24 protein-coding genes, 1 tRNA gene and 1 pseudogene are annotated in these 22,140 nt (G+C 39.1%); 15 read left to right on the top strand and 11 right to left on the bottom strand.

The genetic code is table 11. The features are described from left to right. Positions 1-1,051 precede the first annotated feature (1,051 nt). The 3 genes from QZ562_RS11140 to QZ562_RS11130 are packed head-to-tail and all read right to left on the bottom strand — an operon-like array spanning position 1,052 to position 3,636. Complete coding sequence (locus QZ562_RS11140; protein WP_293759927.1) at positions 1,052-2,596, bottom strand: PDZ domain-containing protein; 1,545 nt, start codon at positions 2,594-2,596, stop codon at positions 1,052-1,054. Further along, the gene (locus QZ562_RS11135; protein ID WP_293759926.1) at positions 2,580-3,107 is read right to left on the bottom strand and encodes a hypothetical protein; all 528 of its coding nucleotides are present in this window, start codon (positions 3,105-3,107) and stop codon (positions 2,580-2,582) included. Before QZ562_RS11135 ends, QZ562_RS11140 begins: the two co-directional genes overlap by 17 nt. After that, positions 3,094-3,636, bottom strand: coding sequence for a sigma-70 family RNA polymerase sigma factor (locus tag QZ562_RS11130; protein WP_293759924.1), 543 nt, complete (start codon positions 3,634-3,636; stop codon positions 3,094-3,096). The genes QZ562_RS11135 and QZ562_RS11130 overlap by 14 nt, the downstream gene beginning before the upstream one ends. Before the next feature lie 860 nt (positions 3,637-4,496). Between QZ562_RS11130 and QZ562_RS11125 the strand changes: the two genes are divergently transcribed. The 3 genes from QZ562_RS11125 (at position 4,497) to QZ562_RS11115 (ending at position 5,697) form a co-directional block, all read left to right on the top strand. Continuing rightward, the gene (locus QZ562_RS11125; protein WP_293759922.1) at positions 4,497-4,682 is read left to right on the top strand and encodes a hypothetical protein; all 186 of its coding nucleotides are present in this window, start codon (positions 4,497-4,499) and stop codon (positions 4,680-4,682) included. A gap of 359 nt (positions 4,683-5,041) precedes the next feature. Then, positions 5,042-5,185: a hypothetical protein gene (locus tag QZ562_RS11120; RefSeq protein ID WP_293759920.1), complete on the top strand. Its 144-nt coding sequence runs from the start codon at positions 5,042-5,044 to the stop codon at positions 5,183-5,185. A 302-nt stretch (positions 5,186-5,487) separates the two neighbouring features. Next, positions 5,488-5,697: a hypothetical protein gene (locus QZ562_RS11115; protein WP_293759918.1), complete on the top strand. Its 210-nt coding sequence runs from the start codon at positions 5,488-5,490 to the stop codon at positions 5,695-5,697. Between the two features lie 115 nt (positions 5,698-5,812). Here QZ562_RS11115 and gpsA read toward each other — a convergent pair whose 3' ends face one another. Genes gpsA through QZ562_RS11095 form a run of 4 tightly spaced genes read right to left on the bottom strand, consistent with a single transcriptional unit; the run spans position 5,813 to position 8,065 of the window. Beyond that, a complete protein-coding gene (gpsA, locus tag QZ562_RS11110) occupies positions 5,813-6,808 on the bottom strand; it encodes an NAD(P)H-dependent glycerol-3-phosphate dehydrogenase (protein WP_293759916.1) in 996 nt (331 codons plus the stop codon). Between the two features lie 16 nt (positions 6,809-6,824). Then, the gene (gene secB, locus QZ562_RS11105) at positions 6,825-7,343 is read right to left on the bottom strand and encodes a protein-export chaperone SecB (protein WP_293759914.1); all 519 of its coding nucleotides are present in this window, start codon (positions 7,341-7,343) and stop codon (positions 6,825-6,827) included. Between the two features lie 22 nt (positions 7,344-7,365). Continuing rightward, the gene (gene grxC / locus QZ562_RS11100) at positions 7,366-7,623 is read right to left on the bottom strand and encodes a glutaredoxin 3 (RefSeq protein WP_293759912.1); all 258 of its coding nucleotides are present in this window, start codon (positions 7,621-7,623) and stop codon (positions 7,366-7,368) included. 16 nt (positions 7,624-7,639) lie between these two features. Then, a complete protein-coding gene (locus QZ562_RS11095; RefSeq protein WP_293759910.1) occupies positions 7,640-8,065 on the bottom strand; it encodes a rhodanese-like domain-containing protein in 426 nt (141 codons plus the stop codon). Between the two features lie 276 nt (positions 8,066-8,341). Between QZ562_RS11095 and gpmI the strand changes: the two genes are divergently transcribed. The 6 genes from gpmI to QZ562_RS11070 all read left to right on the top strand — a co-directional run bounded on the left by gpmI (position 8,342) and on the right by QZ562_RS11070 (position 13,309). Then, positions 8,342-9,874 carry a 2,3-bisphosphoglycerate-independent phosphoglycerate mutase gene (gpmI, locus tag QZ562_RS11090; RefSeq protein ID WP_293759908.1) on the top strand — a complete coding sequence of 511 codons (1,533 nt, stop codon included), beginning with the start codon at positions 8,342-8,344 and terminating at the stop codon, positions 9,872-9,874. 43 nt (positions 9,875-9,917) lie between these two features. Next, positions 9,918-11,036 carry a peptidoglycan DD-metalloendopeptidase family protein gene (locus tag QZ562_RS11085; RefSeq protein WP_293759906.1) on the top strand — a complete coding sequence of 373 codons (1,119 nt, stop codon included), beginning with the start codon at positions 9,918-9,920 and terminating at the stop codon, positions 11,034-11,036. A gap of 93 nt (positions 11,037-11,129) precedes the next feature. Next, positions 11,130-11,927: a divergent polysaccharide deacetylase family protein gene (locus tag QZ562_RS11080; RefSeq protein ID WP_293759904.1), complete on the top strand. Its 798-nt coding sequence runs from the start codon at positions 11,130-11,132 to the stop codon at positions 11,925-11,927. 76 nt (positions 11,928-12,003) lie between these two features. Further along, positions 12,004-12,330, top strand: coding sequence for a DUF808 family protein (locus QZ562_RS21275; protein ID WP_363315352.1), 327 nt, complete (start codon positions 12,004-12,006; stop codon positions 12,328-12,330). Then, positions 12,252-12,503 carry a DUF808 family protein gene (locus QZ562_RS21270; RefSeq protein ID WP_363315353.1) on the top strand — a complete coding sequence of 84 codons (252 nt, stop codon included), beginning with the start codon at positions 12,252-12,254 and terminating at the stop codon, positions 12,501-12,503. Before QZ562_RS21275 ends, QZ562_RS21270 begins: the two co-directional genes overlap by 79 nt. A 401-nt stretch (positions 12,504-12,904) precedes the next feature. Beyond that, positions 12,905-13,309, top strand: coding sequence for a MerC domain-containing protein (locus tag QZ562_RS11070; RefSeq protein WP_293759902.1), 405 nt, complete (start codon positions 12,905-12,907; stop codon positions 13,307-13,309). 124 nt (positions 13,310-13,433) lie between these two features. Here QZ562_RS11070 and QZ562_RS11065 read toward each other — a convergent pair whose 3' ends face one another. The 4 genes from QZ562_RS11065 to rsgA form a co-directional block, all read right to left on the bottom strand. Further along, positions 13,434-14,132: a glycerophosphodiester phosphodiesterase family protein gene (locus QZ562_RS11065; protein ID WP_293759900.1), complete on the bottom strand. Its 699-nt coding sequence runs from the start codon at positions 14,130-14,132 to the stop codon at positions 13,434-13,436. A gap of 5 nt (positions 14,133-14,137) precedes the next feature. Continuing rightward, entirely contained in the window at positions 14,138-15,004 is an 867-nt protein-coding gene (locus QZ562_RS11060) for a DMT family transporter (RefSeq protein ID WP_293759898.1), read from the bottom strand. A 6-nt stretch (positions 15,005-15,010) separates the two neighbouring features. Next, the gene (asd, locus tag QZ562_RS11055) at positions 15,011-15,871 is read right to left on the bottom strand and encodes an archaetidylserine decarboxylase (RefSeq protein ID WP_293759896.1); all 861 of its coding nucleotides are present in this window, start codon (positions 15,869-15,871) and stop codon (positions 15,011-15,013) included. Positions 15,872-16,006: 135 nt separating this feature from the next. Next, positions 16,007-17,041, bottom strand: coding sequence for a small ribosomal subunit biogenesis GTPase RsgA (rsgA, locus tag QZ562_RS11050; RefSeq protein WP_293759894.1), 1,035 nt, complete (start codon positions 17,039-17,041; stop codon positions 16,007-16,009). A gap of 117 nt (positions 17,042-17,158) precedes the next feature. On the opposite strand from rsgA, the gene orn reads away from it, so the two are divergent. The 6 genes and pseudogenes from orn to QZ562_RS11020 all read left to right on the top strand — a co-directional run. Beyond that, positions 17,159-17,704: an oligoribonuclease gene (orn, locus tag QZ562_RS11045; RefSeq protein ID WP_293759892.1), complete on the top strand. Its 546-nt coding sequence runs from the start codon at positions 17,159-17,161 to the stop codon at positions 17,702-17,704. 191 nt (positions 17,705-17,895) lie between these two features. Further along, a tRNA-Gly gene (locus QZ562_RS11040) sits at positions 17,896-17,970 on the top strand. A 243-nt stretch (positions 17,971-18,213) separates the two neighbouring features. After that, positions 18,214-19,284 (top strand): TonB-dependent receptor, encoded by a 1,071-nt coding sequence (locus QZ562_RS11035; protein ID WP_293759890.1) that lies wholly within the window; start codon positions 18,214-18,216, stop codon positions 19,282-19,284. 697 nt (positions 19,285-19,981) lie between these two features. Continuing rightward, a complete protein-coding gene (locus tag QZ562_RS11030; protein ID WP_293759888.1) occupies positions 19,982-20,128 on the top strand; it encodes a hypothetical protein in 147 nt (48 codons plus the stop codon). 327 nt (positions 20,129-20,455) lie between these two features. Continuing rightward, entirely contained in the window at positions 20,456-20,824 is a 369-nt protein-coding gene (locus QZ562_RS11025) for a DUF413 domain-containing protein (protein WP_293759886.1), read from the top strand. A gap of 192 nt (positions 20,825-21,016) precedes the next feature. Then, positions 21,017-22,012: pseudogene (locus QZ562_RS11020) on the top strand (thiamine pyrophosphate-binding protein); the annotation flags it as partial. Between the last annotated feature and the right edge of the window lie 128 nt (positions 22,013-22,140).

The raw sequence follows: 22,140 nt of genomic DNA, 5'->3' as shown, positions 1-22,140 counted from the left end.
TTAGCGGCGATGGTAGTTTGGGGTCTCCCCATGCGAGAGTAGCACACTGCCAGACTCCTCATAATAAGAAAGGCCACCTGTTTCAGGTGGCCTTTTTTTATGTCTATTGATTAGGGATATTCAGGGGATAGGGAAGCAAGGGGCAGGATGGGCTACCGCTGGAAACACAAACACATAACGGCGTATCCTAATTGTTATGCTCATTGTGAGAAGATAGAGCCTAGCTGTATCATTATGATGTATGACGAGCGACGGCTAATCCTTAGTGTTCGTTCACAAAAGCATAGGGGGTGATGAATGGAGCATTCGCATCATTCCAACTATTTCCATCATTCCAGCTATCGCAGCATCAAGTATTAAGAATTAAGAATATTATTAGGGCTATTAAACGACCGTTGATAATTGATGCGGGTATCGTACGCATAAACGTTAACGGCAAAACTTGTGTGTTAACTCATAAGCAGTGCTAATTGATACGGCATGTTGATATATGTGCTCGACATCCCTGTGAAGGGTTGTGTTGGACACAGAGGTAATGAGCCATTTCGACACCTGTTGTAATGGTAACGTGACAGGCAAACCACATAGACGTTCTTTACACTCATTACGCTACGATAATATCCTCTTTGTGCTTAACAACGCGACCAAGCGTATTCTTTAGTCAAGCTGGCTTACTCCAAACACCAACAACTCGTTTTATTTAGCGTGACATAGCCTGAAATCGAGCCTGTATCGTATTATTAGTATCAATAAACTGCCAAAAAGTGTGAAGGTGAACTGCTATTTCTTATGTAATATAAATAAGATTATGCCACCTAAGTCAAACTTCTGTGCTCAATTAAGTCTTAATATAGACAACCCATAAAGAAAAGCAAAAGATGGCTGGTCAGACAATTATAAAAAGTTTTAAGTAAATATATATGATACTGATCTGGTTACCTCAAGCAAATCGCTGCAATAAGATATTATTTTTTGCAGTCGATTTGAGGTCATAAAATTGAAACAATACTGTTGTCAGGAACAATGTTTTAAGAAGCCAAAATTATTAAGACTAAGGTTTTAGGATTTTGTTTCTCAAGTTATAGTCAAAGCGAGAACGCTTATCAAATCCCCTTCTCTTATCTCTGTAATAAAGTTTGTTGTTTTTTCTTATCCTATCCAAAGTTACGCTAGCAATATCAATAGAATGTATATCTATTTCCAAACTAAAGGCGACTAACTTATGAGGCTGATAAAAGTCTGTCAAAGTCAAATACTGCCCCTTTCTTTTAACTGTTAACGAGATTTTTTCCCCTACTTTTAGATTAGTTAGTGACTCAACTAAGTTTCCTAGGTTTTCTTCTGTTATCTGTTCATTTTTTATTTTTACTAAAACATCCGCTTTTTCCAAACCAAATGCTTCTGCAGCACTATTGTGGTCAACATATGTGATGCTCAAGCCCACTTCATCTTGCAGAAATACCTTTTCTCCAGACAAACCGATGCTCTTATCAAATGTTTCATCTCGACTAATTGATATAACATCTTGATCAGTGACTTTATTTCGATAGTAATCACTCATTTCAAGCATCAATTGATCAAACTCAAATTGTATCACTGCAGGTAGAGTTTTATAATTAATCAACGTTTGTCTTATATTCTGAACATCACTCACCTGAGACAGATGATATTTCACTTCTGGTGAAATAATCGGCACGTAGTCACTGTTCAATGACTGCTGGACTTTATTACGTATGATATCGATTTTTATTTTTTCGCCAATATATAAAGTACTTAAATAATCAAAAAACAGCTGCTCGGGTGATTTATTGCTAGCTTTAATTTTTTGACCATTAAGATGAGTTATTTGATCACCGCTGAATAGTTTAAGTTTACTTGCTAACGAATAAGGAAATACAGAAAGTACCTTTAGTACTTTACCATTAAGACCATAATTTTCATCAAATATGATCCCAACAATACTATTAAACTTGGTCGGTATAATATTATTAAACGCATTGTTACCATTGCCTTCATGGTAGGCACCTATGGTTGTCATAATGCGACGTAAGCGGTATTCTAAGGGCTCAGGTAATACATTTTTTTTTGACTCGCTTTCATCTGAGGACTTACCTTTAGCCGCTAATATATAATACTCTTCGACTGCACATGGCTTAGCTGTTTTCTTTTTCAATTTGAATGACTTAGAACTATCATCTCCTGTCAAAAAATCAAATTGATAATGCTGATTCGCTCTAACATTCAAACGTACGACCTGAATTAATGTATTAAGAGGTAAATACTCATTATTGTCTTTTAGTCTTTTATATTCGTTCACAGGCCACTGTTCAACAACCAAGGTATGTTCACCTTCAGCCAATGGATAGTCATATTCCCCAAGTAAAGTAGCCCTTTTATTTTCATATTTTTCTAATAATTTATCATTATGAACGGCAATTATAGTTACAAATTTTTCACCATTTTTTTCTGACGGCGAAAAATTTATCGTAGCGCATTGGTCCGCAGCTACAGAAAAAGCGACAGACCATACAAAAAAAAGTTTTATTAGAGAGCTTTTAAGTATTTTTAATAAAAAGTATTTAGATGTTGTATTCATAGTGCTTCCCTTTTTTATTAGTGATCATCTCAGCCATCAACTTTTGACGCTGCTTCAATAATGAAATTTTTTGTAATGATGTTGTTGTATCAAATAATTGAAAATCAATTCGCCTTATTTTCGAAAGTAACTGGATTTGATTAAATGTCGGAGTACCGTTTTGCATCAATTGTAATTCAAGAGTTTGATTAACATACAAAACGTGCTCCAACTGACCTTGTAACTGATAATTATCCCAAGTCAGCCAGCCGATAGCGATAAAGGATACCGATGCTGCAGCACTGATAAAAAACTGCATAAATGACGTTCGTTTTACCTGCTTTTTTTTAGCTAAATGCTGTTGTATTGCCAGCCAATCACTCTCAGGTGGATGTAATAGTTTCATTTCTTCAACTGAACATTTAAGTTGATTTATTGCTTGTTGTTCAAAAGTACATTGTTCACAAAATTTCAAATGCTCTTGTTCCGCGGACGTTAACCGATCTTCTAATCGATTATTAATTATGTGCATTGTGCTTAACCTCCAATTTTTTTCTTAATTTTTGCAAACACCGAGAAAGGATTGATTTGGAATAGCTTGGACTTTGAGAAAATAATTCTCCTATTTCTTCATGACTATATTGCTCGACAATAAACAACCATAAAATTAACCTTTCATTTTCACTTACTTTCGTTAGTAGATACTCTAATAGATTGCTTTGACTGATAGATTCATTAAAAGATGACTCTATGGTTGGCACCTCTTTTAAATACTCTATCGCTTTGTGCGCTATTTTTTCTCGCTTAATAAAATTTAAAGTATTGTTAAACGCAATGCGCTTTAGCCAAGCAATAAAAATATAGTTGCGATTGTATTGTGCTAAGTTCTCAAAAGCGTCAATAAAGGTATCTTGTAGAAGGTCGCTCGCATGAGCTCTGTCTTTACAAATATTATTAATAGTCGTATAAATGGTGCTTGAAAACTCTCGATAACAACATGCTTGCGCCTGAGTATCGCCGTCTAACATCTCGTCTATGCGCTGTTCATTCCACTCAAGCAAAAGATATCCTTCTTATTTGTTATACTTTACTAACAATTTAGCATGTAAAATCGTCGCAATTATTTACATAGTTCTTTGGCTGCGTACTTTAAGTCATCAAGCGACAATGTTTTATTCATCCCTAGGTTTTGGAGTCCGAACAGCGTATTAACCTGACCGTCACCCCACTTCCAAAGGCGTAAGTTCACAGTTATAGTCATCAACTGCAGCAATCGGTACAAATAAGGTCAAAAGCAAGTTCCAAATAGTATTTCCCAGTTTGAATCTTTAAAATGCCCGTACACTGCCAAACGCGAGCTGAGGCGATAGCTACACTATTGGCGATGTATCAGCCAATGCTTGGGGTATTTGCTAGGTGGGCAGTTTTATTTTGCGTTGCGTAATCCGTTCAAAGCCTATAATAATTTTTGGCAATTTCAGGATTTATGGCCCAGTACTGGCACGCCTAGTTTCTGCTGCCTATCATCACCATGCAAATGTAAACACGGCTGCTGCAACTGTGCTCGTCGATGCGCTACTAAGCAATATCTCACGCCTGTCACTGTCGAATCATCACAAGGCTTTGTTGGTGTTTGCAAAAGGTGAACATAAAGACGCTAAATATTACGTAGAGATATCTATTTTTGATATTTTCAAAGCACTATTTAATTATCTGGTGAAGGTGTGTATCTGCATATCATTTAGACAATCTAGAAACTGCTTATGGTCATTTACGCACGGCTGTGGGCTTTATCCTAATAATGATGTTGAATCGTGTATTACTGGTTTTTTAGGTGAAATTGGATTCGCTTATGAATGCTTAGTTATAATATTTAGACCAAGACCTTGGGACCGAAGATGATCTGCTATTTGGTAATGTTATGGCCTGTCAATTGAAACAAAAACAACAATTTGCAGCGGCTGGTAATGTATTGCCTTATCTTGGAAATAGCCCGGTGTTATATCCCGCCGTAAGGTTTCAAACCTTAGCCTTAAAAGCCCAATTAGACCCTAACAACGCACTAGTGTTACCCCAAATAGGATCCAATTCTGGTGAAGCAAGTTAAGGTAATAAGGCAAATGACGTGAGTAGTAAGGCCTCTATTATGCTATTGGTACAAGGTAATGCAATGCCAGAAGCCCAAAGTAGTGCACAGTAATAGCTGACAGAAGCACCAAATAATGTCGATGCTTATCAATAATCAGACATACCAAAAAATCCTAAGTGTTGACTACCCAAACATTACAAATCAAACCAAGCAATAACCTCAGCCTGTTTTTGCGGCACAAGCTGTTAGTGTAAAAGACGGCTATGCGGCTGCTAGCATTTCAATTAATGGTACTGGCTAACAAAAATTATCCCCATTAGCCTGTCGGCAATGCAGGCATTTATGAGGTTAACTTTTGTTAGCCACCAGGCTTTGCATTGTCTATTCTGGAGCAAAATAGCCTATTTGATTTAGTATTAGAAATAATGGAGTCACTAGACCCAAAAACCCGTCAGACGGATGTGTTGCCACTGGCTAAAGCTCCGGCGTTAATTGCTTTAAAACAAGACGAAGCAGCCTAAAAAAACTGCGTTTGTTAAGCAACAACCCAGTGTTACCCGAGGCACAGTGATTTGTGTTGGGGCAAATAATGAAATATCGAACGTCCCATTACATGAGCGGCTAGCAATTTCAACACTCACCCATCAGCTGTCACCCAGCTTTAGCTCAGTAACGTGTCTGGCTAATATATTATTGAAAACTGACCGTATCAATTAAATAGCAGTGTTGGCTGAAAAGTACACATCAGCGGCCCGGCCGGTAACAGTAAAAGTGTATCGCTAATCTTTAAGCTGGCAACCAGTCATTTGGACATAGTAATACAATGATTAAGGACCGAACCTGTGCACTGGTTGCGATGCAAAATTGGAAACTGTCGAACAATATGGCGGCGCTATATTTGGTGCAAGGTGATGCCAGTAGCGCTTTAAAATATACCACTAGCGCTTTCAGCCTCATGACAAATCCTGCGGGCGTTAGACATTTAGGTAGAAAAATACAAGATGAGCTGGCTGAACCAGCCAGTGTAGTCTAGGATGCTTGGTCATTAATCATTGAAACAAAAGAAAGAATTCTTTTGATGCAGTTGACAATAAATAGTGTTCGGCTTTTATATTCAAGTCCCTTAATCGCTTGCTATCAGTGAACCACTACTCTGAGGTTGGGCTTCTTGCAAGTAATGTTAATGCGGCTTCTTTAGCTGGCTTATAGTTGTACAGTACTTCATATACTTGTTCGCATATAGGCATTTCGACTCCCATGCGTTTTGAGAGGATATGGACTTCTTTGGTGTTTCTATAACCCTCGACGACTTGTCCAATTTCAGTCATGGCTTCTTGAATACCTAGACCATTACCCAGAGCTAAACCAAAACGCCTGTTACGAGATTGATTGTCTGTACAGGTGAGTACTAAGTCACCTAAACCTGACATACCCATAAAGGTAGATTGTTTGGCGCCCATTTTGACCCCTAGTCTGGTTAATTCGGTTAATCCTCTAGTGATAAGTGCTGTTCGGGCATTGGAACCAAAGCCTAAGCCGTCAGATAACCCCGCGCCTATGGCTATGACATTTTTTACAGCTCCGCCAAGCTGGATACCTATGAAGTCATCATTTCTATATACCCTGAATGATTTGGAACAATGAAGTTTATTTGCAAATTCAATAGCAAGGTTTTCATTTGTTGAGCTTAGCGATATTGCAGTAGGAAGCCCTGCAACCATCTCCTTTGCAAACGTTGGGCCAGATAATGCAGCAATTGGTGTTTCGCTACCTAAGATTTCTACAGCCACATACTGTAAAAGCCTACCTGTCTCAGGCTCTAATCCTTTTGTTGCCCATATAACTCTATGTTCAGGTTTCAGATATTTTTTGACTTGTTGTAAGGTATCAGAAAATGCATGGCTAGGAACAACCACCAGAATATCATGACTACTGGCTATGGCTTTTTGAAGGTCTGACTCTAAAGATAACTCTTTTGGAAATGTAGCATCAGGTAGATACCTGTGATTATTTCTATCTTTAGTCATCAATTCAATTTGCTGTTTATCTCGACCCCACAGAACGGTTTTAACGCCATTGCGAGACAGACAAAAAGCAAGGGCAGTACCATATGATCCTGCCCCTAATACACAAACCGAGTTCAATTTACATCCTAGCGACTTATGCGTCTAATTTTTGAGGTGATTGATCTTGAGCATCTTGTGCCTGCTGTGCGCGTTTTTGCATGTAGGCTGCAAAAATAGAGTTGAAATCAACAGGTGCGAGATTTAAGGGCGGAAAGGTGCCACGATTAACTAGATTCGAAATGGTTTCTCTTGCATATGGAAACAACGTATTAGGACAAAATGCGCCAATCATCTGAGCTTTATTTTGCTCTGGCATATCGCCAATTACGAATATACCCGCTTGCTGTACTTCACAAAGAAAAGCAGTTTCTTCACCTATTTTTGCTGTAACTGTGACAGACAGTGTCACTTCATATAAATTTTCACCAAGAGGGTTGCTCTTCGTATCCAAATCCAATTGCACCTCTGGCTTCCATTCTTTCTGGAACATAGCGGGCGAGTTAGGTGTCTCAAAAGAAATATCTTTTGTATATATTCTTTGTATTGAAAACTGAGGGCCTTGAGCAGATTCTGGTTGAGCGGCAGTTTCGTTTGGTTGATTTTCGTCGGCCATAGTAGATCCTTAAATTGAGTTGTTAGTCAGCTAATAAACTGTCTAGTTGGTTTTTTGCTTCTAATGCAAACAATTCATCACAACCGCCTACATGGTGATCTTTGATAAAAATCTGGGGTACAGTCGACTTTCCTTTTGATCGTTCAATCATTGTGTCGCGTAGCTTCGGCATCACATCGATCTCAATTTCATTAAAATGAATTTCTTTTTTGGTCAACAAAGCCTTTGCGCGATGGCAATATGGGCAATGGCCTTTTGTGTAAATATCAACTTTACTCATTCTTACTTCCTGAATATTATTTAGTTATAGGTAGGTTTGCGCCCTGCCAAGCATTAATTCCACCTTTTAACGTCACAACCTTTTCAAAACCGGCTTTCAGCATTTGAGATGCAGTGCGTTTAGACGTCATACCCATGGCGCAGACAACAATAATGGGCTTGTTTTTCGATTTTTCAAGGGTGGAAAAGTCGCCCTTGGTTACTAAGTCAGCTTTGATTTGCTTCGAGCCTAAGATGTGACCTTTCTTAAATTCCGTCACGGGACGAATATCTAAAATATACGCATCTTCCTTGTTCATGAGTAATGTTGCTTCATGTGTGCTTAATTCTTTTAATGATGAAAGCTGACTTGCCACAGTAGTGTATATCAGCGCCGCTAAAAGTGCGGCAAACAAACCAGATAAAATATAGTGATTAGTAACAAATTCTACCATTTGATCCATAACAGGTGGCCCTTAGAGGTGAGTAACTTAAAAAAACGAGGCCAAGTATATAGATTTTGTGTGCAGAAACTAGTCCTAGGGTAGATTCATACGTTCGACAAAGAATAACTTATTGTTATACATTTGGTTTTTTAAAATGATTTAGCCGTGACGTGCATAGCTAGTAAGGATAACATTAGTGCAATACTAACGAACTAGGCTAAATAATTGCAATCACAAGCACACCTAGTATTTAATAATTACATTTGTTTATAGATTACCGATAAGGACTGGATCATGAGTCACAACAAAAAGACCACGGCGTTAATTATTTTAGACGGTTGGGGCCATCGTGAAGAACAGGACAACAATGCAATAGCTCATGCAAATACACCAATCTTAGATGGTTTGTGTGGCACGCATGCTAACACATTAATATCTGGTTCTGGTTTAGACGTAGGTCTACCGCCCGGACAAATGGGTAACTCTGAAGTGGGTCATGTTAATTTAGGTGCAGGACGAGTGGTATACCAAGACTTCACTCGTGTAACTAAAGCTATTGAAGACTGTGACTTTTTTGAAAATCCTGTACTAATAGAAAATCTAGATGTCGCCATTCAAGCTGACAAGGCTGTCCACGTCATGGGGCTATTATCGGCGGGTGGCGTGCATAGTCACGAAGAACATATTTTCGCTTTCTTAAGAATGGCTGCCAAACGGGGTGCTAAAAAATTATATTTACATGCATTCTTGGATGGCCGAGATACACCACCACGCAGCGCAAAAGGTCCTTTACAATCAGCAGATGCAGTATTTGCTGATTTAGGTTTAGGCAAAATCGCCACTGTAATTGGCCGTTATTATGCAATGGATAGAGACAATCGCTGGGACAGAGTCATGTCTGCTTATAATCTACTTGCTCATGGAAAAAGTAATGAAGTGGCTTCAAATGCTATTGATGCGTTGGAGGCATCTTATAAACGTGACGAAAATGACGAGTTTATGCAAGCAACAGTGATTGGTGAAGCCGTTCCATTGGAGGATGGAGATGCTGTTTTCTTTATGAATTTTAGGGCCGATCGTGCTCGTGAAATTAGTCGCCCATTTGTTGAAAAGAATTTTAATGAGTTCAATAAAGGTAAACACATTGAGCTTGGCGCTTTTGTTACTTTAACCCAATACGCAGAAAGTATTGATGCACCAGCAGCATACCCACCTGTGCCTTTAGTAAACGTGATGGGTGATTGGTTAGCTCAGCATAATAAAACTCAATTACGTATCTCTGAAACTGAGAAATATGCCCATGTCACTTTTTTTTATAGTGGGGGTCGCGAAGACTTGTATGTAGGTGAAGAGCGTATTTTGATCCCATCTCCGAAAGTTGCGACATATGATCTTCAACCAGAAATGAATTCAGCTGAACTGACAGATAAGTTAGTTGCAGCCATAGATTCTGGAAAATTTGACGTTATTGTCTGTAATTATCCTAACGGAGATATGGTTGGTCATACCGGTAACTTTGATGCAGCGGTTAAAGCTTGCGAGGCAGTTGATTCATGCGTTGGAAGGGTTGTTGAGGCAATAAAACGTAATGGTGGTGATTGTTTGATTACTGCTGATCACGGTAATGCTGAAAAAATGCAAGATGAAAAAACTGGGCAGGCACATACTGCGCACACCAGCGAACTTGTTCCCTTTATTCATGTTGGGAAAAATTCTACAGCTAGGACTGGAGGCACATTAAGCGATGTAGCTCCCACTATGTTATACCTAATGGGGATGGAACAACCCAAAGAGATGACTGGCACTACTATCGTTAAACTGGTCTGATTAATTGAGATTAAAAGCACATACATTTTTTAAAGGGAAAAGCGTGGTTTACAGTCTTTTCTTCGGCTGCATATTATGTTGCTTTTTTATCTCAAATTTAAAAGCTCAGGAACAATCAGATCTTGAAAGTATTCAGCAGCAAATAAAGAATAAACGAGCGCACATTAGTCAACAACTAGAGGCTGCCAAAAAGCTCCAGGGCAATCTCAAAGTTGTTGAATTACAGATTGCTCAATCTGCTTTAGAGCTGAGCAAAACAGAGATATCCCTCAACGACAATCGACAACAAATGATTGAACTGCGCAAACAACAAAAGGGTTACTTAACATCCTTAGATGCGCAAAAATCAGTATTAGCTAAGCAAATCCGTAGCGCTTACATGACAGGTAACTATGACTTTGCGAAAATGTTGTTGAATCAGCAAGATGCCGCTAATTTTGAACGTACCATTACTTACTATCAATATTTGAACAAAGCGCGTAAGTCACAGATAGACAACTTTAATTTGTTAGTCAAAGATCTTCAAAAAGTGAATGCTAATTTGATTGAAAATCAAAGCGATTTAAAACAGCTAAAAAGCAAACAGCTGGAGCAACAACAAACTTTAACATTAAATCAAATTAACAGAGAAAAAACCCTTTTATCGATGCAAAACGCTATTGAATCTGATGAAGTAAAAATTGCGCAATTACAAATCAATGAAAAGAATTTACTAGAAGCCTTAACTCGAGCACAACAAAAAGTTGATAAATTAGACATCACCTTAAATGGATTAAGTGATTTTAGAGGTCGTTTGTTAATGCCCGCGCAAGGTAACCTAAGAAAAATGTTTGGCAGGTTTAGGCAAGGACAAATTAAATGGAAAGGAGTCGTAATAAACGGTATTGCGGGTAATTCTGTAGTAGCCATTCATCATGCCAAAGTACTTTATTCTGATTGGCTTAGAGGTTTTGGTTTAGTGACTGTGCTTGACCATGGTGATGGATTTATGAGCTTGTATGGCCATAATCAAGCATTATTGAAGCAAGCTGGGGAGGTTGTTCAGGCTGGTGAAGCAATCGCTTTGTTAGGTCAAAGTGGTGGTCAAAGTCGGCCCAACTTGTACTTTGAAATACGCCATAAAGGAAAGCCAATTAATCCTGTTAATTGGCTAAAGTTATAATTTCAAACAACTTTAAGCCATTATCCTCTAGTAAAAATATTGCATCGGCTTATAATTAAAACAACAAATAGACAAATACAATAATAAGAAGTCATGCGTTTATTACTAATTAGTTGTTTTTTGTATATCAGTTTCTCTGCAAAAGCGTCGCAAATCGCTTTAATCATTGATGACATGGGTAATAATGAAAAAGATGCGATGGCTTTTACTCTGCCGTCTAATGTGACATTTGCGATCTTGCCTAATAAACACTTATCTAAGATTTTTTCTAAGCGGGCTACAGCACAACAGCGAGAAGTGATTTTACATATGCCGATGGAATCATTGGCTGGTAATAATCAAGAAAAAAATGTGCTGCTATCTAATATGCCACCCACTCAAATCGTAAAAATGTTAAAAATAGCCCTATCTACTGTCCCTGATGCTGTGGGTGTTAATAATCATATGGGCAGTAGGCTGACACAACTGACATTACCCATGTCTGTCACCATGGAGTTTTTGTCTGAACAAGGACTATTTTTTGTTGATAGTCGCACTACTAGGTATACTAAGGCAGAAGCGATTGCTAAAAAAAATGGTGTGTTAAGTGCTAAACGTAATGTATTTATTGACCATATCCCTAGCTCCGAACAAATTGATAAACAATTCCATCGTTTACTCAGCTTATCCAAAAAGCATGGCTACGCTGTAGGTATTGCCCATCCTTATCCACAAACCCTTGAATATTTGAAAGTGCATTTGCAAACACTTCAAAAGCACGGCATCGAGTTGGTTAAATTAAGTGATGTACTTTCTTCAGGTTCCACTTACGCTTATCATTCTAATACAAAATCACAACCCATTTCCCCAGCACCTAAGTTCCAAAGCTCGATGAAAAGTAAAAGCAGGTAAGTGTTACAACAAGAACATATTATGCCAGTTGCAAATCTACTTACCCCTATAGAGGATATCGCCACTATTCTGGGTGATGTCGCTATTTTGTCTAAAGTTACCGCAAAAAAATAGCTGGCATATTAGGAGGCGACTTAGCCCTAAATGCCGAACAAGTAAACGGTGTGAAAGCAGAACTTTAGTTCCAGTTGTTTTGGCTGTGGCAAAAGGTTATTTTATAAAGAAACTTATTCTGGTGTCTTCTGTATTATTGATGAGCGTATTTTTGTTAGTGATTGGTGGATTATACCGGTGTTTTGAGGGAGTCGAAAAACTAGCGCATAAATTGATGTACACCAATTACGATTTGGAACAAGAACATATAAAAAGTTCGCTGTTGTTGCAGATCCTAATGTTGAGTTAGTTGCACTTGAAAAGAATAAAATAAAAGGTGCCATCAGAACTAATTTTATCCTATCGGCTGAGATAGTTGTGATTCTAATTGGCACAGTCCAAGTCGAACCTTTTGCCACTCAAGCAGCTGTGCCTTGGTCTGCTTTTTGGTTTTGGCTATTACCGTTGGGGTGTATCGCTTAATAACTGGTATTGTAAAGCTTGAGGATGCGGGTCTATATTTACTTACAAGTCTATGAGCGGCACTTTTAACAGTATTCAACGTCTAGTAGGGAAGGGTTTATTAGTTTTCCCTCACTTTTCAATGAAAACATTACCTATCGCAGTGTCAGCATCTAAGTTCTTGGTCGGAGGTAGAATTTTAGTACACTACATTCGCTACATTCTCTGTATTCATTATATTAGGATTTGGCTCTAAAAAAATATACGGCCAACCTTATATTGCAAAGACCAAGTAGATTTTGATTTGTTCTATCTTGAAATTTTTACTTACCGCTGATTTATATCAAATTCTAACCATCAAAGGCTTGCAAAACTCATGAAATGTTATATTATAACAATTAATTGTTTCAGGGTAATGACGTATGCAAGTAAGTAAAGATAAAACGCTGTTAGACAGGCTAGGCATTTGGGCCTCAAGTTTGTGTGCGTTGCATTGCTTGTTGTTACCTATTCTTATTCCACTTATTCCTTTTGTTGGCGCCTCATTTTTTGCACAAGGTTGGTTTGAAAGAAGCATTCTATCACTTTCAATGATCGTTGGTTTTTGGGCCTTATTTTCTGGGTTTTATCGCTACCACAGACAGCTTTATCCTTTATATAGTTTAGTTTTAGGTGGGCTCATCTATTGGAATAAAGACATGTTTGGCGAGTCCTATGAACCATTTACTATTGCTGTAGGAGCGTTACTAATTATTGGCGCACACATTGTTAATTTGAAATTATGCCAGAGCTGCCAAGATTGTGATTCTGGATGTGCTAGTTCTTAATATTATTAAGCGTTCACAACCTAAAATAAGTAAATCATTTAAGTAATATGCCTTTATCGAAAATGTGATTTATTTATTAAATTATTCTTTGCAGATATCCAACAATTTGAATCTCTAGAATAGATTAATTTTCTGCCGCTAACACCAATTTAGCTTTAGCCGGTCCATTACTGAACACCGCATCTACTCCCCAAGCCCTCAGCCTGAGCAAGTCTTCAGGTTCATCAACCGTGTAAACAAAAAATTTTAGCCCACGATTATGTGCATCCTTTACGAAAGCTTGTTCGACAAAACTAATATCAGCATTAACTGAATACGCTTGTAATTCTTGAGCAAATTGCGCGTATTTCAGTGGATAACTTCCAGTTAACGCCCCTGTTCTTATTGCGGGCGCAATGCTTTTAAACGCTAGCAAAAGATGGTGATTGAAGGACGAAACCATAAATTGCTCAGGTTCAAAATTTAATTGATTTATGGCTTTGTTAATACACGCATTGAGCAGTGATAATTCATTCACTCCTTTAACTTCAATATTGATTAAACATTGTCCCTGCACACGCTGTAACACTTGCCAAAGTGTTGGCACAAACTGACCTTGGCCTACGTCCAATGCTTGTAATTCTTCGAGGGAATAATCTGTTAATGCACGATTTCCCTTGGTGGTTATCTTTATCCATCTATCGTGAATAACTACTAATTCATCGCCTAGTTGAAAGATATCTATTTCAATGCCATCAGCTTGTTGTGTTAAGGCTAAATCAATGGCTAATAATGTATTTTCGGGGGCATCAGCGCTGGCCCCTCTATGAGCAAATATCAGCATAGTATTTATTTATTGTGGAGTTTCTGGGCATTAATCGTTTCATAAATAGCTGCAGAAATCACCAATAATCCACCGATTATGGTTTGCCATCTTGGCTGTTCATTTAATACTAATATGGCAAGTCCTACACCGTAAAGTGGTTGCATACAAGCAATAAGGGAGAATGTTTTAGCACGCAGATGTTTAAGGCTTGCAGCAATTAAAGCATGTGGCACTGCGGTTAAAAATGTGCCGAGTATAATCAGTCCTATGTAAGTCTCTTGACTTGCTTTAAACAATTCATCACTTGAAAAAAAACTAAGAGAGACAAAAATCACCAAAGTTTGATAGGCCATTGCATGGGCACCAGAGTAATGTGAAAAATGTTTCCGGTGAACTAAATTTCTAAAAGAATAAAGAACCGCAGAGCACACACCAATTAACACACCTTGTGTAATTTCATTTTCTAAAGAAATTTCTGGCACAATTAAGAAAATACCAAAAAGAACAACAATGGCACTCACCACATCTTGCCAAACTAGACGTATTCCCTCAAAAAAAGGTTCTAAGAGTACTGTCATTACTGGAAAAGTAAATAAGGCTATCATCCCCACCGATACTGATGAGTACTGCATAGCAGCAAAATAGCTGACCCAATGAGCTGCCATCAACAAACCTAGAAACAAAGCAATAAAATAATCTTTTTTACAGTCCAATAAGATGGATTTTTTAAATAACTTAACAATGCCAAACAACATGATGCAGGCAATGCCTGCACGGCCATACGTAATATCTACTGCAGATAAGGGGAGAATTTTAGAAAATAATGCGGTAGCTCCAAGCAGCACCATAGTAAAGTGTAAAGACCAGAGACTTTTTTTAACGGGGTCCACGAATTTCTACTTCGTTATTTTTGCGAAGACGTCACCGAGACGTGTAACATCTCCTGCACTTAGCTCAGCAAATTCTATCATGTTAGCTTCGAAGCACGCTACTACGGTTGACCCGAGTTTAAATAAGCCCATTTCTTCACCTTTTTTGATAAACACCGAACTGTCACCTTGCTCAGGATACTGCCAATGTTGCACGTTTTTACCAGCCGGAGGTGACACAGTACCTGCCCATTTAGTTTCGATACTTGCAACAATTGTTGCACCTACTAGAACCAAAGCCATTTTACCTATTTCGGTATCAAAAATAGCCACTACTCGCTCGTTTCTAGCAAACAATCCAGGTACTCTCTGTGCAGTAAGAGGACTAACTGAAAACAACTCGCCGGGCACATAAATCATATCGGTAAGTTGTCCATCAACAGGCATGTGTATTCGATGATAATCTTTAGGAGACAAATAAATCGTAGCGAACTTACCATTTAAAAATGGTTTTGCAAGTTCAGGTTTACCACCTAGCAAAGAAGATAGACTATAGTTATGGCCTTTAGCTTGAAAAATAGCATCGTGCTCAATATCACCCAGCTGACTAACTGCCCCGTCTACAGGCAAAGCAAGTTGTTGTGAGTCTTGGCAAATCGACCTGGCGTCAGTTTTAAGCTGGCGAGTAAAGAAAGCGTTAAATGATGAGTAAGATTCTGGATCAGAGTCGAGTGCTTCAGACATATCCACTTTATATTGTTTAATAAAGAGCTTAATAATGGCTGTTGTCATTGCACCAGCTTCTGCTGCAGCTAGCATGCCGATCAAACGTGATAACAAATGTTTTGGAGTGATATATTGCAAAGCAATTTTTAACGAATCAAACAAAGTAGCTTTCCTTGTAGCTTAACTTTAACGATAGGAGTGTACCGTAATAATCTTGGCAGTTTGCTCTTAACTAAGTTTAATAGGCTATATGCTAGTAGATTTTACAGGCTAATTTAGTCATTAATTTTTAGAAATTCACACCTTCGTGTGTGCTGGACGCAACTCATCCATATTCAACAATATTTTATGATAACTTTGATAGCGTTGAGGGCTTATTTTACCTTCTTCGACCGCCGCTTTGATAAGACAGCCTGGATCATTACCATGTTTACAATCTCGAAATTTGCAGCCACCTAAGTAGTCTCTAAATTCTCTAAAACCATTAGTCAGTCTTTCTGCAGGTAGATGCCATAAAGCAAATTCACGGACTCCGGGCGAGTCAATTAAATCCCCGCCAGCAGGAAAATGCAGCAATTTTGCTGTAGTTGTGGTGTGTTGACCTAATCCTGAATTATCCGAAATGTCCCCAATGATTTCGTCTGCTTCGGGCAATAGTTCATTAATTAAACTTGATTTCCCTACACCCGACTGACCAACAAACACACTTACCTTATCTTTTAGACATATGGCAAGTTCATCAAGACCAGTCAAGGTTTTGCAACTGGTGTAAACAATCAGGTAACCAATATCACGATAAATGTTAAGTTGTCTTTCAACTTCAATGAGTTGTTGTGAGTCTAGTAACTCAACTTTATTTAGCAATATAACGGGCGTAATATCTACATCTTCTGCTGCTACTAAATATCGGTCGATAATATTTAGGGATAAACTGGGTAGCACCGAGCTCACTATGATTATTTGATCAATGTTAGCAGCTACAGGTTTTACCCCGTCATAAAAATCAGGACGGGTGAGAACAGACTTCCTATCTTGGACAATCTCAATAATACCGCTGATCGATAACGACTGATCTTTGCCTGGCCTAAACAACACTTCATCGCCACATACCACACTGTTAATAGTTCGCCGCATATGGCACCTGTGAACTATCCCGGACTGGTCCTCAACATCTGCATGTTTACCAAATCGGCCTATTACACGTCCGCCTTGTTGCTCACCAAACTGATTGTCTTCAATTTCGTTTGGCTTAGCACCACTTGTAAGACGCTTCGAGCGGTTTACAGAAACTTGTCGTTTCTGTCTGTCTGTTAACTTTGGTTTTTTAGCCACGTTTTATCTTTGCTGTAATTAATACCATTTCAAGTATCATGTTACCGTTTGATGCGGCGGATACCAAATTTTTAATGTATTTGTTGTTTGTCCAATAATTTTAGTTTAGGAGTCTGCATGTCAGTAAACAACGAAAATCTAGTTTGGATCGATATGGAAATGACGGGGTTAGAGCCTGAGACCGATGTAGTCTTGGAAATTGCGACCATAGTCACAGACAAGGATCTTAATATATTAGCCGAAGGACCCGTATTAGCGATATATCAGCCTGATGAAGTACTTAACGGAATGGATCAATGGTGTACAGATACTCATGGGAATTCAGGTCTTACCAAACGCTGTCGTGATAGTGAAGTCAACGAACGACAAGCAGTACAAAGAACCATCGCATTCTTAGAAGGTTTTGTTCCCAAAGGCATATCACCACTATGCGGCAATACCATTGGCCAAGATCGTCGTTTTTTAGTCAAGTATATGTCTGAACTTGAGCAATACTTTCATTATAGAAATGTTGATGTCAGCACAATAAAAGAATTAGTTCGCCGCTGGAAACCAGAATTGCTTGGTGGTTTTCATAAAAAAGGCGTGCATTTGGCGCTTGATGACATTCGTGAATCTATCGCCGAAATGGTTTATTACCGTAAACATGTCTTCACTATTTAATTTAATGCATGAATAACTGCGTAATGTTTGTGTGTTATTTGTGCGTTGCTTGCGTGCTATTTCATCAATTTGAGTTAATTTGCAAAAAAAAACATAAAAATGAGCTTTAGTGCTTGCATAGACCTCTTATTTTTGTAGAATGCGCCTCCGCTTTGGGCAACCACAGTTTAAAGCGTTAATAGTAAAATTATGCGGGAATAGCTCAGTGGTAGAGCACAACCTTGCCAAGGTTGGGGTCGCGAGTTCGAATCTCGTTTCCCGCTCCAATGATAGAGTATCAATATTTTAAAGTAATCAGCACCTGTTATGCGACTCCAAAAAGTGCACGACAACGCGGTTGGCGGTTACAAATCTCGTTTCCCGCTCCAATGATAGAATACCAACATTTTAAAGTAATCAACACCTGTTATGCGACTCCAAGGAGTGCACGACAACGCGGTTGGCGGTTACAAATCTCGTTTCCCGCTCCAATGATAGAGTACCAATATTTTAAGTAATCAACACCTGTTATGCGACTCCAAGGGGAGCACGACAACGCGGTTGGCGGTTACAAATCTCGTTTCCCGCTCTTTGATTCCGGCTTTGTGGCAGCGAGCCTAGATGAAATTGAGTCAAGAGACTTTGATCCTGATTTAGCCCAAAAAGATGATGGTAGTTTATTTAAATTCAACACCTCTTATGTCTTCAATGAAGACCTCAATGCCTACTTTACTATCAGCGAGGGTTTCCGTATCGGTGGCGGCAACGGTGGCGGAGAATGCGATCCGTATGATCCTGACGCGGCGCAGGGGAACTGTAACCTAGCACCAGGGCAGCAATTTGGCCCGGGTCCTGACGATTTTGCAGAGTTTGATGAACGTTCATATGGGCCAGATACCACACGCAACCATGAACTTGGCGTAAAGAGTCGTTGGTTAGACGGAAGCCTTACCTTAAATGGCGCTATTTATTATATTAAGTGGGAAGACAACCAGCTATCATCAGCAACGGTAAATGCTTCTATACCTATTACAATAAATGCTAATGGTGCAGAATCCAAGGGCTTAGAGGCCACTTTCAATTGGAATGCTACCGATAATCTAAACCTAAGAGGTTCATTCAGTCAAACTACCAGTGAACTATCTAAAGATGTGCCTTCATTAATACGTACAATTACTCCTCCAGGCTTTGGGGCAGACTTCATAGATGGCTCTGCAGGCGACAGATTACCTGGCTCACCGGAAAATCAGGTCTCGTTGTCAGCTACATATTACCAGAGCTTGTCTAACGACGCAGAGTTGACCTATAGTGGCGATTTTGCTTGGCAAAGCGATATTCTTTCGCGTACTGGTGGCCTTGGCGGAAGTTATACACTGCCTAGTTTTGGTGTAGCAAACGCTCGTATTACTTATCTCACAAATGATTGGACCGTTACTGCTTATGTGAATAACGTGTTTGATAAGTTTGCTGAAACAGGGGTGCAATCAACGCCATTGATTAATCAAACCGTTGATGGCGCGACTGTTAGAAGTTTTGTGACTAACCTGCTAAGACCAAGAACTATCGGTCTTCGTTTCACTTATTCTTTTGAAGAATGGTAAAACCGTAAATAACAGAAGTTAGTTCTGTGAAAGAGCTAACATTCTATACATAGTAAAACCAAACAAACCTTATTTTTTCTGCATTAAGAAGTGAGGTTCTTTTAGGTTTTGTGAAGAAGGTGAAGAAGTGGCCACTTTTGCAGGAATGTACTAGGTCATTTATTTAATCACAAAAAACAGCGCAAGGCTTAATGGACAGGAATTCTCGGCGAAAGCAGTCAATGGTCTGCTTTGTGTCTGTTTTTCTTCTCAGTACAGATTTCCGCTGATGACAATCATTGCTTTCGTTGTTTCTACACCAAAGGCACGCGTGAGTTTACACTGCTAAGTGTATTAGTTTTACATTGTCCCTCTTAGGATTATTTTGACCGCTGTCACCTGGTAGTTGTCTTCGTTTAACCGTAAGTTCATCAAATGCTCTCATGAGTCCATTATCAGGATACGAGTGGTTACCCGAAATTTCTCCCGCAAATAAGCCTTGGAGCCTATTCTATCATCGGCTGGCGGTAGAATAACCCTTAGCCACACAGTACAGACTCGGCCGGGTATGGGTTTGTTTGAGTCATTCGATAAAACGCTTCGGTGCGTTGTACTCACAGACCTGCTTTCGGCTACCATCGGTGTTATATACTGCTTCTAGCATCACCGGAATGACCCGTTTTTTGTCTGGATGTCTGATGGCCCTCTGCAGGTCACTATGGCTAGAGTTGATGTGTCTATTTCGGTTTGTTCTGTGCAGGCATTAGCTGCAGTGAGTCTTGCTGGGACTGAGGTATTGGGTGACATCGACAGAGCACAGATACATCCCAGAAAGCATTGCGCGGCTTGCACGTTTCGCAAATAAGGCTTATGACGCAGCATATCCAAAAGTCGGCATGGTATACATGATGGTGTTGAGTAGTCATTCATTGCTCGATAGCTCAGCTAATTTGCCACTTTGAAGTGGTATAGGTTTATATGTGATTTATAAAGGACTTTTTTAGCTTTCAGACTCATTAGGAATATCCAGCATTTGAATTAAAAAATTTATATAAAAACAGTTGACAGATTCTTGTTTTAAATTATAAAGCAGGTAACAAAAGGCGACATCACTGGTTTATTTATCTTTTCATATAACGTCTTTATTAAACCGATGTTTTTAATCTTGTTAACTTATTTTATGGGTGTTGTGATGACAAAACTTAGCAGAGATTACTTAGTAAAGCGTATATTTAGCGATCTGAAAAATTATCCTTATGGTTTTTCTCGTTCTGGAGATTTTTCCATTAGTGAAAGCAAAGCCTTAGCCCAACATGGTTGTATCATTGCGGCCTTAGTAGATGGCCAGATTGAACCCCAAACCATCGAGGACGAAGGAATGTTAGCTGCGGCTTTTGGAAGCAAAGAGCCCGAAGGAGTAACAGAAAAAGCCTGGGTTAAATATCAAAAGCGAATTAATCGCCCAAAACTGGGTAGTGTTTATGGAAATCATTGTTCGACAAGTGTCAACGATGCTGGAAATATAAATGAGCAAGAAGATATTGAAGTTGAAATTGAATAGGTCAGTTGTTAATTAAATGTAATTTCATCCTAATATAATATATAAAAAAGCCCAATATTAGGTTGTTTATCCTAATTTAGGGTTATATTGGGATGAATATCTCTCTTTTGTCTATTCCTGTGTTTAAATTTTCTAATTGCTCACGTATAGTGCATTTTCGTTTTTAATTATTAAATTTTTGGAGTGATTCTGATGGAGATGATGTCAGGCGCCGCAATGGTTGTGCGAACGCTAAAAGATATAGGGGTAAAACATGTGTTCGGTTATCCAGGCGGTGCCGTGCTTGATATTTACGATGCGTTGTACGCGCAAGATGATGTCGAACATATCCTCGTCCGTCACGAACAAGCTGCCGCTCATATGGCAGATGGTTATGCCAGAGCAACGGGTAAAACAGGTACAGTGCTAGTTACATCGGGCCCAGGTGCTACCAATACAATAACAGGCATTGCCACCGCGTTCATGGATTCTATTCCGATGGTCGTGTTATCGGGTCAAGTGCCGACTAAGCACATAGGTGAAGATGCATTTCAAGAAACGGACATGGTGGGTTGTTCCAGACCTATCGTTAAACATAGTTTTTTGGTTAAACGTGCAGTTGATATCCCTATGGCTATCGCTAAAGCTTATTACATTGCTAATACAGGCCGCCCAGGTCCGGTGGTAGTAGATTTACCTAAAGATATCGTAAATGTTTTAGAAGAATATCCATACCAGTTTCCTGATGACGTCACTATGCGTTCATACAATCCGACGCTTAAAGGACATAGCAAACAGATTAAAAAAGCAGTAAAAACTTTACTGGAAGCAAAGCGTCCCATTGTATATGTTGGTGGTGGAGCAATAATTGGCGAAGCCAGTGAATCAGTTACTGAGATAGCTGAGAAACTCAATGCACCTGTTACTTCCACTTTAATGGGACTAGGTGCATTCTCGTCTGTTCATGAGCAGTTTGTCGGCATGTTAGGTATGCACGGTAGGTTAGAAGCCAATAAAGCTATGCACAATTCAGACTGTATTTTGGCCTTAGGTGCACGCTTTGACGACCGCGTAACTAACAACGTAGATAAATTCTGTCCTCATGCGAGCATTATCCATGTTGATATCGATCCTGCTTCTATTTCTAAAATAATTGGTGCCCATCTTCCTGTCGTCGACAGTGTTTTCGAAGTGGCTACACAGCTTCTTGAATATATGGGACAGACTGATGCAAGAGCACCGAAAGCAAAACTTGGAGACTGGGGGGTGCAGATTAATCAGCGGATCGATCATCCATGTCTGGCTCATAAAACAGCACACAACGTCATTAACTAACA

It is taken from the genome of uncultured Paraglaciecola sp. (genome assembly GCF_913058035.1).
Classification (GTDB): domain Bacteria; phylum Pseudomonadota; class Gammaproteobacteria; order Enterobacterales; family Alteromonadaceae; genus Paraglaciecola.
Note: the sequence above shows the minus strand (reverse complement) of the source record. Positions and strands in the feature narration are given on the sequence as shown.